The organism is Mesorhizobium sp. M0437 (assembly GCF_040321335.1).
Taxonomy (GTDB): domain Bacteria; phylum Pseudomonadota; class Alphaproteobacteria; order Rhizobiales; family Rhizobiaceae; genus Mesorhizobium.
This window is the reverse complement of sequence record NZ_JAMYRK010000009.1, coordinates 26,460-38,590: the sequence shown is the minus strand read 5'-3', so window position 1 is coordinate 38,590 and position 12,131 is coordinate 26,460. Positions and strand designations below refer to the sequence as shown.

10 protein-coding genes are annotated in these 12,131 nt (G+C 62.2%); 2 read left to right on the top strand and 8 right to left on the bottom strand.

Annotated features, from left to right (window positions below; translation table 11 throughout):
• Positions 1–41 precede the first annotated feature (41 nt).
• Positions 42–215, top strand: coding sequence for a type II toxin -antitoxin system TacA 1-like antitoxin (locus NKI72_RS08370; protein WP_352500959.1), 174 nt, complete (start codon positions 42–44; stop codon positions 213–215).
• A 10-nt stretch (positions 216–225) separates the two neighbouring features.
• Here NKI72_RS08370 and NKI72_RS08365 read toward each other — a convergent pair whose 3' ends face one another.
• From NKI72_RS08365 to NKI72_RS08330, 8 genes are all read right to left on the bottom strand, one after another.
• Entirely contained in the window at positions 226–1,008 is a 783-nt protein-coding gene (locus NKI72_RS08365) for an ABC transporter ATP-binding protein (protein ID WP_352500960.1), read from the bottom strand.
• Positions 1,005–1,781, bottom strand: coding sequence for an ABC transporter permease (locus NKI72_RS08360; protein WP_352539653.1), 777 nt, complete (start codon positions 1,779–1,781; stop codon positions 1,005–1,007). Before NKI72_RS08360 ends, NKI72_RS08365 begins: the two co-directional genes overlap by 4 nt.
• Before the next feature lie 71 nt (positions 1,782–1,852).
• The gene (locus NKI72_RS08355) at positions 1,853–2,803 is read right to left on the bottom strand and encodes an ABC transporter substrate-binding protein (protein WP_352452114.1); all 951 of its coding nucleotides are present in this window, start codon (positions 2,801–2,803) and stop codon (positions 1,853–1,855) included.
• 114 nt (positions 2,804–2,917) lie between these two features.
• The gene (locus NKI72_RS08350; protein WP_352831067.1) at positions 2,918–3,766 is read right to left on the bottom strand and encodes a DUF1194 domain-containing protein; all 849 of its coding nucleotides are present in this window, start codon (positions 3,764–3,766) and stop codon (positions 2,918–2,920) included.
• 100 nt (positions 3,767–3,866) lie between these two features.
• Entirely contained in the window at positions 3,867–4,691 is an 825-nt protein-coding gene (locus NKI72_RS08345) for a site-2 protease family protein (RefSeq protein ID WP_352831069.1), read from the bottom strand.
• A 146-nt stretch (positions 4,692–4,837) separates the two neighbouring features.
• Positions 4,838–7,399, bottom strand: coding sequence for a GcvT family protein (locus tag NKI72_RS08340; protein ID WP_352850040.1), 2,562 nt, complete (start codon positions 7,397–7,399; stop codon positions 4,838–4,840).
• A 267-nt stretch (positions 7,400–7,666) separates the two neighbouring features.
• Positions 7,667–7,930 (bottom strand): hypothetical protein, encoded by a 264-nt coding sequence (locus NKI72_RS08335; protein ID WP_352452117.1) that lies wholly within the window; start codon positions 7,928–7,930, stop codon positions 7,667–7,669.
• Between the two features lie 156 nt (positions 7,931–8,086).
• Entirely contained in the window at positions 8,087–10,576 is a 2,490-nt protein-coding gene (locus tag NKI72_RS08330) for a mechanosensitive ion channel family protein (protein ID WP_352831072.1), read from the bottom strand.
• 231 nt (positions 10,577–10,807) lie between these two features.
• On the opposite strand from NKI72_RS08330, the gene NKI72_RS08325 reads away from it, so the two are divergent.
• Entirely contained in the window at positions 10,808–12,067 is a 1,260-nt protein-coding gene (locus tag NKI72_RS08325) for a sarcosine oxidase subunit beta (protein ID WP_352831280.1), read from the top strand.
• The last annotated feature ends 64 nt before the right edge of the window (positions 12,068–12,131 follow it).

Below are 12,131 nucleotides of genomic sequence, written 5' to 3'. Positions count from 1 at the left end.
GGACCGGCGAAGTGTGATATTCCCGCATCGAGAGATGTCGCATGACCACGAGTTCGAGCCTATCCCAAAAACCGGCCGACCCGCACAGCTTCCGCCTCGATGCAGAAAAATGGGCCGCGTTCATGGCGGCACTGGACGCCCCTACGCGCGACCTTCCACGTCTAAAGCGCCTGTTGAGCGAACCGAGCATCTTTTCCGGTCGCGGTCGAGTGTAGGTTGCGGCGACTATACCTGCGCCGTGCGCATAGCCTCGACGCGGATGTCTTCCGTCAGCCGCGCTTTCAGCGCCGAGAATTCCGGGCTGGTCTTCAGCGTGTAGTGGCGCGGATGCGGCAGGTCGACGGCAACGTCCGATTTGATGCGGCCCGGCCGTGCCGTCATCACGACCACGCGCGACGCCATGAAGATCGCCTCCTCGATGTCGTGGGTGACGAACAGCACCGTTTTTTGCCGGCGCTCCCAGATGCCGAGAAGCAGTTCCTGCATCAGCCCGCGGGTCTGGTTGTCAAGCGCGCCGAACGGCTCGTCGAGCAGCAGGATCTCCGGATCGTTGGCCAGTGCCCGGGCAATCGCGGTGCGCTGCTGCATGCCGCCGGAAAGCTGCTTCGGCCAATGGTTTTCAAAACCTCTCAGCCCGACGAGATCGACGTAAGAAGCGACGATCTCGCTGCGCTCGTGCTCGGCCATTCCACGTTCGCGCAGGCCGAAGGCGATGTTCTCGGCGACCGTCAGCCACGGAAACAGCGTATAGGACTGGAAAACCATGCCGCGGTCTGGACCGGGCCGGTCCACCACCCTGCCGTCGAGCAGAACACGTCCCCCACTCGGCGCTTCGAGGCCGGCGACGATCCTGAGCAGCGTCGACTTTCCACAGCCGGATGGCCCCAGGATCGTGATGAAGTCGTTGGCGGCGACCGCCAGATCGATCGGCATCAGCGCCTTGACCGGCTGTCCACCGCCGACACCGGCGAAGGTGCGCGAGACGCCTTCGATGAGCAGCTTGCTCACGCCAGGCTCCATGGAAACAGCCAACGGTTGAGCGCCTTGAAGGCGAAATCGGACAACAGCCCGATCAGGCCGATGACGATGATGCCGAAGATGATCTGCCCTGTCGCCAGCCGCGACTGGCTGTTGATGATCATGTAGCCGATGCCCGACGACGAGCCGATCAGCTCGGCGACGATGACATAGGTCCAGGCCCAGCCGAGCACCAGCCGCAGGGTCTCGGCAATCTCCGGCGCATTGGCCGGCATGATCACGCGCCGCACGATGCCGTTGTCGGACGAGCCAAGCGTGTAGGCCGCCTCGACCAGGTCGCGCCGTGTGCCGCCGACCTTGACCGCGATGATCAGGATGATCTGGAACACCGAGCCGACGAAGATCACCAGCAGTTTTTCGAGCTCGCCAACGCCCGCCCACAGGATGAGCAGCGGGATGAAGGCCGATGCCGGCAGATAGCGGGCGAAGGAGACGAACGGCTCCAGGAACGCCTCCACGGGCTTCCAGGCACCCATCAAGATGCCGAGCGGCACGGCAACGATGGCCGCCATCAGGAACCCGCCGAAGACGCGCCAGATGGTGATAAGGATGTCGAGCCAGAAGCGGTCCTCGACCAGCAGCCGCCAGCCGTCTCTCACCATCGACAGCGGATCGGCAAGGAAAATGCGATTGACGTGGCCGCCAAGCGTGATCCACGCCCAGAACGCCACGAACAGCACGAAGAACGAAATGCCGAGCACGGTTCGAATGCCCGGCGAGACCGGATGCAAGGGGCGCGGCATCTTCGACCGTCCTCTGATCTGAATGAAAAAGCGGCGGCGCACGCGCCGCCGCCGGGCGACAATCCTGGCGGTTAGTCGGCGACGGCGCTGGTGTCGGCCAACGTCGAGACGTCAGGAGCTTCCTTGATCAAACCCATCTGCAGCAGAAGCTCGCCAGCGGTCTTGGAAAAGTCCTGGAATTCCTTGGTGAAGAACTGCTTGTTTTCAGCCTTGTCGGCCCATTTCAGGTATTTGGCCGACTCTTCGAATTCCTTGGCCGACTGCTTCACGTCGGCACCCATCGTCTCATAGGATTTCGCCGGATCGCTCTTGATCAGGTCGAGTGCCTCGAAATAGCTGTCGGCAAGCGCCTTGCCCGCATCCGGATTGGCCTTGAGGAACTCCGGCGTGCAGCCGACCGTATCGAGCACCATCGGATAGTCGAGAGTGGTGACAAGGATATGGCCCTGGTCGGACTTTTCGCGCACCGCCGAGATGAACGGCTCATAGGTGACCGCCGCATCGTTCTGGCCGGCGAGAAACGCCTGCGCCGCCGCATCCGGCTCCAGGTTGACGACCGTCACGTCCTTGGTCGACATGCCGTTCTTGTTGAGCACCCAGGCCAGCATGAAATAGGGCGAGGTGCCCGGCGCCGAAGACGCGACCGACTTACCTTTGAGATCGGCGACGGTCTTGATGTCGTTGCGGGCGACGATGCCGTCGGCGCCGTAGGATTTGTCGAGCTGGAATATCTGCTTGGTCGTCACGCCATTGGCGTTCCAGACCAGCCAGGTCTCGACCGTGGTGGCGGCGCATTGCAGGTCGCCGCTGGCGATGGCGAGCGGCCGGCTGGCTTGCGGCACCTTCTTCAAGGTGACGTCGAGGCCGTGCTTTTCGAAGATGCCGGCCTGCTTGGCGAGCGTCAGCGGCGCAAAGCCGGTCCACCCACTGATGCCGATGCTGACCGATGTGGCGGCCATCGCCGGCGCGGACAATCCGACGGCAAGCGTCAAGCTTGCGGCAAGAATTCCGATCCTGTTCATGTCGGTTCCCCTTTAATGTGTTCGGATGCGGAATTGTGTCACAGACGCCCGCAGGCTTGTCAATGAAGCAGATGCTGCACTGCGGTATGTCACCATCGACAGCAAACTCCGCCATCAGCGGCTGTCGTACATCCAGCTGCGGTCGCGCCACATTTTTTCGCCGACTAGGCAGTCGGTGACGGGGATGTCCTGTGCCAGCACCAATGGCGGATGCGCCGCCTCTTCCGCCGCTCGCTGCGGCGAGGCCGGACCGGCAAGCTCCAGCACCAGCTTGCGACGGATGGCCTCCGGAAACTGCGTCCAGTCATTGACCGGGATCATGAAGGAGCCCGGCCCGCCGATGACGCAGTCGCTGTAGTAGCGGTCGAGATTGTTGACATCGTAAGCGCTGCTGAACCCGCCCCTGGTCATCAGCGGCAGGCCGTTGACGGTGATGCCTTGCTTGATCACGGCGTCGCGGGTGATATCGACAGGTGCGCCCTGGTTGTTGGGGCCGTCACCCGAAATGTCGATCACCCGCTTCACGCCCTGGAAGCCGCTTTCAGCAAAGAGATCGCTGGCGAATTCCAGCGCGCCGGAGATCGAGGTGCGCCTGGCACTGGCCGGCGGATGAGCGGAAAGCTGCGCTGCCAGCCGCTCGGCGTCGGCACGATTGGCGATCACCGTCCACGGCACCACGACCTGCTGCCAGGTCGCGCCAGCCCATTCGACATAGGTGACGGCAATCTTGCCATGAGCGCCTTCGCCGATTGCCTGCAGGACATCGTCATGCGTCAGCGCCGCCGCATAGCCATGACGCTGGATTTCGAGCTCGCCCGGCGACATGGACAGCGAAACGTCGACTGCCAGCACCAGTTCGACGTCGACCGGCTCGGCGGCGCGGGAGTTTGCAGTCAGCCATAGCACCGACGCCAGCGCGGCGGCACCCGAGACGAGATGTCTTGCACGGGCAAAACCAGACATGCCGCACGGTAAGCGAAAATCGCCGATCGACAAAGAGAAAAGCCCGGCGGAGAGCCGGGCTCATCCGGTCACATTTTTGCGAACCGCCGGAAAACGAATTTCATTTGTGGATGCGGCGCCCGCCCCGTCCCCGCCATTCCACGGCCTTCTCGACATCCGTCTCGGAGGATGGGTCCGGCTTCGGTTTTCTAGCACCGACCCCGCGCGCTGCCGTCCAGTTCGGCTTGAATGACGGCGGAAGCCACAACAGAATACCTGCAACCGCGGCAGGCAAGATGATCGCAAAACGCAGAATTGAAAGTACGATGCCGCAGATGCCGACGATCTGCGCGGCCCGGCGGACGCCGAAGCGTCTCAGGAACAAATGTCTTGCAATCACGCCGCCATCCAGATCGTAGGCGGGCAGGATGTTGAGAATGATAAGTGACACGTTCAATAATGCGCCAATCCAAAGCGTCCATTCCAGAGGACCGGCCGACCTTGACGGCAGCCACCCGAATGGCCTTTCGGGCGCAACTGGGATGAGTTCTCCAAAAACCAGATAATAGGCCGCATCGAAAAACGCGGCGAGCGCGACGTTCGCCAGGGGACCCGCTATCGCAATCCGCGCCCAGGCCGGCGATGGCGCTGCGGCGCGTTTGAAACGCGTGAGCCCGCCGAAGAGATATAATTCTATCCTGTCGGTGGCGACGCCTTGTCGGCGTCCGATCCAGGCGTGTGCCAGTTCGTGCAGAAATATCGACGCAAACAGAAGCGCTGCAAAGATAGAGGTATGGATCAGTGCATCCTTGGGTCGGCTCGCCCACTCGTTCAGGAAGGGCAGCACAATGGGAATTGCGAAGGTCCAGCTGACGCGAACCGGGATATTCCGGTTCAGTTGAAACACAAGCGTATCGTTTTTTCTGTCCCAGCCGATCCGCCGCAAAGGCACCCCCTAATCGCAGCGCGACGGTAAGCGAGAATCATCGCTCCACAAAGCGAAAAGCCCGACGATGAATCGGGCTTCCGCATTCAGGGTCCTGCTGGCACTGCTCGGCTTGCCTGTGTGGAGAACCGGCAGGCAAGCAACGCTTAGCTGCGCGGATTGAGGTTCTCCGGGTCGTAGAGCGGCCTGTAGCCGACGGCGGCCACTTCGACCGGGTACTTCTCGCCGAAATATTCGACGCTCAGCTTGCGGCCCTCCTGGCAATACGCCCAGGGCAGGTAGGCGAGCGCGATGTTCTTGCCGAGGGTCGGACCATAGGCCACCGAGGTCGTGAAGGAGCGGCGGCCGAGCTCATCGACGAGCGTCTCACCGGTTTGCGGGTCCATCACCGGCATCGTGCCGACCGGATAGCGGAGAACGCCATTGGAATCGGTATTGTCGGTCATGATAAGCGTGCAAAGCATGGCCGGCTGATGCGCCCGGGTGCGATATTCCAGATGCTTTGCCTTGCCACAGAAATCGGCCTCCTTGACTTTCGGACGGGCAAGGTCGGCTTCCAGCAGATTGTATTCGGTCAACAGGTCCGCATTCTGCAGGCGCAGGCTCTTCTCCATGCGGCGGCTGTTGGCATAGGTCTCGACGCCAAAGGCCATCACGCCGGTCGACCGCAGCGCGTCCCAGACAGCTAGGCCGTCGTCGTAGCGCATGTGCAGTTCCCAGCCTTGCTCGCCGACATAGGAGATGCGGAAGGCGGTCACGTCCTTGCCGGCGATCCTGACGGGCTTGATCGCGGCAAAGGGAAAATTCTCCGGCGTCAGCCCATCGGGGTTTTCCACGCACTTGCTCAATGTCGCCCGCGCGTTCGGACCCCAGATGCCGACGGTCACATATCTCTCGGTCACATCGGTGACGCTAACGTCGAAGCCTTTGTCCTCTGCCGTCCGGCGCATGTACTGGAAGTCGCGCGGCCCGGCATCGGCGCCGTCGATGACGCGGCAGCGGCCGGCCATGCGGATGACGGTCAGGTCGGCGCGCACCATGCCTTCCTCGTCGAGGAAATGGGTATAGATGCCCTTGCCTATATTGCCGTCACCGCCGATTTTTGCCGCGCACAGCCATTCCATCAGCGCGACATGGTCCGGGCCTTCCACGTCGTACATGGCGAAATGCGACAGGTTGACGATGCCGCAATCCTCGCTCATCGCGAGATGCTCGGCGTTCGAGACGCGCCAGAAGTGGCGGTTATCCCATTCGTTTTGGCGCACCGGCACCCGGTTGCCGTATTTCTCGAGCAGATGCTCGTTGGCGGCGTAGCCATGGGCGCGCTCCCAGCCGCCGAGTTCCATGAAATAGCCGCCGAGTTCCTTCTCGCGCTCCCAGAAGGGCGAGCGGCGGACATTGCGAGCCTTGGAGAAGGGCTCGCGTGGATGGACCGCTGGGTTGTAGACCTTCATAGCGGTTTCGGTGCAGCGATCCCAGATGAACTGTTCTTTCGTCTGGTGCGGATAGAAACGCGAATAGTCGATGGCGTGGTGGTCGATCGCCGTGCGGCCGTCCGTCATCCAGTCGGCGATGAGCTTGCCCATGCCGGGGCCGTCCTTGACCCAAACCGCCACCGCATACCAGAGGCCCCTGACCTTCTGGCTTTCGCCCATCGAGGGGCCGCCGTCCGCCGTCACCTGCAATAGGCCGTTGAAGGAATGGCTCTCATTGTAGCCCAGCTCGCCCAGGATCGGCGTCAGTTCCATGGCGCGCTCGAGCGGCGCCAGGATCTGCTCCATGTCGAGATCGCGTTGCGACGGCGAAAGCCGCGCCTCGTTTTTCTCGAGAATATCGCGCGGATGGCAGAGTCGCGGATTGGTCTCTTCGTAATAACCCCATTCGATCTGCCCGCCTTCGGCGGTCTTGGGGTCGCCGGTATCGCGCATGTAAGCTGAGTTGCCCTGGTCGCGCAGCAGCGGCCAGCCGATCTCCTTGCCGGTGCCGGCGAACTCGGTGTATGGCCCGAAGAAGGTAAGCGGATGGTCGATCGGCATGACCGGCAGGTCCTCGCCCGCCATTTCCGCGATCAGCCGTCCCCAGATGCCGGTGCAGACCACGACATAGTCGGCCTCGATGGTGCCGCGGTCGGTCACCACGCCCTTGATGCGGCCGTTCTCGATGACGAGCGACCTGGCCGACGTATTGGCAAACGCCCTGAGTTTGCCGGAAGCTTCCGCCTGATCGACAAGCTTGCCGGCGACGGTCTGCGAGCGCGGGATGACGAGGCCGGCGTCGGGATCCCACAGGCCGCCCTGTACCATCTGTTCTTCGATCAGCGGGAATTTTTCCTTGATCTCGGCGGGATCGATCAGGCGGGCGCGTGTGCCGAAGGCCTTCGCCGAGGCGATCTTGCGCTTGATCTCCGCCATGCGGGCGTCGTCGCCGACGCGGGCGACCTCGAGGCCGCCGATGCGCGCGTAGTGACCCATTTTTTCGTAGAAATCGATGGAATAGAGCGTCGTCCAGCACGACAGGAAATCATGGCTGGTCGTGTAGCAGAAGTCGGAAGCGTGCGCCGTCGAGCCGATATCCGTCGGGATGCCCGATTTGTCGATGCCGACAATATCGTCCCATCCGCGCTCGATCAGGTGATGGGCGACCGATGCGCCGACGATGCCGCCCAGCCCGACGATGACGACCTTCGTCTTTTCCGGAAACCCTGCCATTGCCCGCGACTCCAAGATGCTATGCGAGCAGACTATAGGGCGGCGCGGCGCCGCGCTTGCAGCCTGTTTGCGACATCGCCAAAAAAGCCCGCGCCACCAGCCCGTCGAATGCAGTTAGACCTAAGCCTTCGCCCTGCTCGGTACGAAGGCACTGCTAGAGCCCGTCCTGCGCAGCTTCGAAGAAAAATGCATACCTTCATCGCCGATTACCGGAAGCAAATAAAAGGCCGGGCGTTTGCCCGGCCTTCAAAAATCATGGCGTCGACTTTACTTGATGCGCGCGACGCCGCCCGAGATCTCGATCGTCTCCGAACCGGTCAGCGCCTCGAGGTCGCCATTCGGCAAGGTAACAAAACAGCCGCTCGGGCAAAATTCCACGGTTTCGCCAGCGGCCAGCGCCAGCTCGGTCTTGCCGCCGCCTTCCGTCACGATCAGCGTGCGGGTCTCGGCGTCCTTGTTGACCGCGCTGGCGGCATGGGCCGAACCGCCCACGGCCAGAAAAGCGACGGCGGCGACGAGAGACTTCCACATTTTGCAGTATCGGTGTTGCCACCGCCTCTGTTGCATTTCGCAAGGCATTCTCGCCGTTTGCAGGTGAGCTTATATGTAATGCAAGCTGAACGGCAACTGAATGCCGCATTCATGCCGCAATTGGTTTCCGAAGGCTTGAAGGCAAGCTCCAAACAGCTAGTCAGGATCGGGCTTCCGTACCTTGCGTCCCGACTTGGCGAGACGTTTCGCCTCGACCGCCGCTAGGGCTTTTGCTTGTTCCCGCTCGGCGAATTCGACTTCGATCTTGTCGTCGTCGATCGGCCACGCCTCGTGCTTTTTGGTCTCGACGACGGCGCGCGGTGTCGACGGAATTTCGATATGCTGGTCGGCGAACACATCGAAGATGGCAAAGCGGATGTCGTTCTGGACGATATTGCCACTAAGAACGTCTGCCAGGAATACGCGGATCTCGAATTCGAGCGCGGCCGGGCCGAAATTGGAAAACAGCACAAAGGGTTCCGGGTTCTTCAGCACCAGCGGATGGCTGCGTGCGATCTCCAACAGGACGCCATGCACGTGCTTGACGTCGCTGCCATAGGCAACGCCGACCTTGATGTCGACGCGGCCGAGCTTGTTGCGGTGCGTCCAGTTGCCGACCGCATTGTTGATCAGGTTTGAATTGGGCAGGATCACCGATTGCCGTTGGAACGTCTCGATCTCGGTGGCGCGCACGCTGATCTTCTTGACCGTGCCGCTGATGTCGCCGGCGACGATCCAGTCGCCGACCTTGAACGGCCGCTCGGCCAACAGGATCAGGCCCGACACGAAATTCGAGACGACATTCTGCAAGCCGAAACCGATGCCGAGGGACAGGGCGCCGGCGACCAGCGCGAGATTGGAGAGGTCGATACCGGCCGCCGAGATGCCGACCAGTGCCGCGACCGCGACACCGGCATAACCGACCGCCAGCCGGATCGAATTGCGCACGCCGGTGTCGACCCGGCCGCGCGCCATCACCGAGCCGTCGAGCCAGCCCTGGAACCAGCGCGTCAGGAAATAGCCAATGATGAAGACGACGACGCCGGTGAGAATGCCGGTGACCGAGATCGTCACCGAGCCGACGGTGAGGCCGGTCGCCAGCTTGTAGGCCCAGGCCTGGATGTCGCCGGGCTGGAAGCCCCACATCAACAGGATCAGCGGCAGGAACACCAGCACAATCATGATGTTGATGGCGGCGCTGACGACAAGCCCGAGCTGGTCGAGGGCGGCATCTTCGTAGCTTGAATTGGCCGCTAGCCAGCGCCCGATCGAAGTTTTGGCGAAACCACCTTCCTCGCCGATCGCTCGCGCCGACAGGAAGCCGATATAGGCGGTGACCAGGATGGTGCCGGTGACCACGACCTGCAGCGAGACGAAAATTGCAAGGCCGATATAGCCAAGCAGTGCCGATGCGATGGTGAATAGGCCTAGCGCGACGGCGGTGTAGCGCAGCCACGCCGGCCACGGGCGCCAGCTTCCGTCGGGGGCCTTGAACGGCTTCAGCAGGCCCATAAGGATCAGGATGATGCCGACGACGATGGTGGCGATGAAGCTTCTGGCGATGGTCAGCGACAGTGGCGAGCCCATCTTGTCGTTGACGACAGACAGGAAGTTGTTGCTGCCGATGACGACAGCCATGGCGGTCGTCAGCCGCACCAGCCAACGCGCCGGGCCGGTTTCGACCGGGATCAAACGCCAGTTCGGCAGTCGGGGCTCGAGCGCTGCGTTGGTCAGGCGGTTGACGCAGAACACCACCGCGATAACGGCAACCAGCGAATTCAGGAAGATCCCGATGTCACCGCGTAAAACATTGTAATAATCGAAGAAGAAGATCGTCGAGACAAGGAAGGCGCCGACCGCCAGCGTCGGCAGCAACGTCGACCAGAACGCCACCGACAGGCGGCTGAGATAGGAGGGGTCCTCGACGGAGGGATCCGCTTCGAAGACGCGGCCGAACAGGCGTCGGCCGCCGATAAAAAGCACTGCAGCGAATGCGAGCGCCATCAAAGTCGCGGCAAGAATGGCCTGGAACTTGAACTTGAAGGCGAAGCTCAGCCAGGATGACACCGCCTTATAGAAGCCGGAAAACTCAGCGTTGGCGTCGGAAAAGACTTCGGGGCTAAGCGCATCGGACAGCACGTAGCGTTTGGTAAGCACATTGCGGAACAGCTCGCTGCGCATGTTGCCGATCTTCTCGATCAGCCCACTGATGCGGATCGACAGGTTCTGCGCGCTGGCAATGACGGCGTTAATCTCGGCTTTTTCGGAAGCCAGCGCCTGGCGTTCACCGGTCACGATGTCGGGCTCGGCCGGCTGGCCCGCGGCCGGCGGAGGTCCCAGCGTCTCGATCCGATCGTTGATATCGCCGAGACGCGAGCGGAACGCCAGCGCGCTGGTGAGCGCCGCCCGCGACAGATCCTCCAATTGCAGGCGGATTTCCACGAGGGTGGCATCGTCTTGGCCATCCTGCTGTATCTTCTTCTCGAGACCGTCGGTTTTGGCCGTCAGGCTCTGGATGACCTTCTGCTGGTCGGCGATCAACCCGGCGGCGCCCTGCCCGAGTGCCTGCGCCATAGTAACGAGCGACGGCGGCGCCGAGACAACAAGTGCAGCGATCAGGACCAGGCGGAGTAAACGAAAGAACATGATTTTTCTGGCGACTCGCGGACGGCAGCGGCAGTTTTGAAGCACGTCCTTGATAAAGACGCTCATATCACGGGGCAAGTCATGCCAGGCGGCTCGTTTTCGAAGTCCGCCAATCGAAGTCGGCCAATCCAGTCGAAGTCGGGGAGTCGAAAAGCGATGGCGCAATCTTGGCTTTGCGTTGGCGGCCTGCTCTATAGTCTGCCGCAAAGCCTGAAATGGATGACAATAAGAATGGCGGAATATTCGGCCTTTTCGCTTCTCAAGAACGCGCTGACCGGAAACAAGGACTGGAGGCCGGCCTGGCGCAAGCCCGACCCGAAGGCGTCCTACGACGTGATCGTCATCGGCGGCGGCGGCCATGGCCTGTCGACCGCCTACTACCTAGCCAAGGAGCACGGCATCACCAATGTCGCGGTGCTGGAGAAGGGCTGGCTCGGTTCCGGCAATGTCGGCCGCAACACCACGGCGGTCCGTTCCAACTATCTCCTGCCGGCCAACACGCGCTTTTACGAGCATTCGATGAAGCTGTGGGAGAACCTGGCCCATGACCTCAACTACAACGTCATGTTCTCGCAGCGCGGCTGCCTGAACCTCGCCCACACACCTGCTCAGTTCGACGACTATGCCCGGCGCGGAAACGCCATGCGCCATCTCGGCGTTGACGCCGAACTGATGACCACGGCCGAAATCGCGCGCTTGGTGCCGGCGCTCGACGTCTCCGCCACCGCGCGTTTCCCGATCGTCGGTGGCCTGATGCAGCGGCGCGCCGGCACCGCCCGCCACGACGCCGTCGCCTGGGGCTATGCGCGCGGCGCAGATCGCCGCGGCGTCGACATCATCGAAAATTGCGAGGTCACCGGCTTCCTGCGCGACGGCGACCGCATCATCGGCGTCACGACAACGCGCGGCGAAATCCGCGCAAAAAAGGTAGCGGTCGCGGTTGCCGGCAGCACCGGGCGGGTCATGCGGCTTGCCGGCATCGAGACGATGCCGATCGAGAGCCACGTGCTGCAGGCCTTCGTCACGGAATCGCTAAAACCGTTCATCGATACGGTCCTGACCTTCGGCATGGGCCATTTTTATATGTCGCAATCTGACAAGGGCGGGCTTGTCTATGGCGGCGATCTCGACGGCTACAACAGCTACGCCCAACGCGGCAGCCTGCCTATCGTCGATGAGGTGATGAGCGAGATGCTGGCGCTGTTCCCTGGGCTGGCCCGTGTCCGCATGCTGCGCTCATGGGGCGGCGTCTGCGACATGTCGATGGACGGCTCGCCAATCATCACCACCGGTCCGCTGCCGGGCATGTATCTCAACTGCGGCTGGTGCTATGGCGGCTTCAAGGCGACGCCGGCTTCCGGCTGGTGCTTTGCCTGGACCATTGCCAAGGACGAGCCGCACGGTCTCAACGCGGCCTTCACGCTCGACCGCTTCTACCGTGGCCTGGTGATCGACGACAAGGGCCAGGGCGCCACGCCCCGGCTGCATTAGGCCATGATCCCGAAAAGTGGAAACCGGTTTTCGGACAAGATCATGGTCAAACGAGAAGTTTAAG

What these genes read in the sequence shown, in the direction of transcription:
- NKI72_RS08355 (WP_352452114.1), bottom strand. Translation starts at nt 2,803, where the DNA reads ATGAACAGGATCGGAATTCTTGCCGCAAGCTTGACGCTTGCCGTCGGA.
- NKI72_RS08325 (WP_352831280.1), top strand. Translation starts at nt 10,808, where the DNA reads ATGGCGGAATATTCGGCCTTTTCGCTTCTCAAGAACGCGCTGACCGGA.
- NKI72_RS08330 (WP_352831072.1), bottom strand. Translation starts at nt 10,576, where the DNA reads ATGTTCTTTCGTTTACTCCGCCTGGTCCTGATCGCTGCACTTGTTGTC.
- NKI72_RS08350 (WP_352831067.1), bottom strand. Translation starts at nt 3,766, where the DNA reads ATGTCTGGTTTTGCCCGTGCAAGACATCTCGTCTCGGGTGCCGCCGCG.
- NKI72_RS08370 (WP_352500959.1), top strand. Translation starts at nt 42, where the DNA reads ATGACCACGAGTTCGAGCCTATCCCAAAAACCGGCCGACCCGCACAGC.
- NKI72_RS08335 (WP_352452117.1), bottom strand. Translation starts at nt 7,930, where the DNA reads ATGTGGAAGTCTCTCGTCGCCGCCGTCGCTTTTCTGGCCGTGGGCGGT.
- NKI72_RS08360 (WP_352539653.1), bottom strand. Translation starts at nt 1,781, where the DNA reads ATGCCGCGCCCCTTGCATCCGGTCTCGCCGGGCATTCGAACCGTGCTC.
- NKI72_RS08340 (WP_352850040.1), bottom strand. Translation starts at nt 7,399, where the DNA reads ATGGCAGGGTTTCCGGAAAAGACGAAGGTCGTCATCGTCGGGCTGGGC.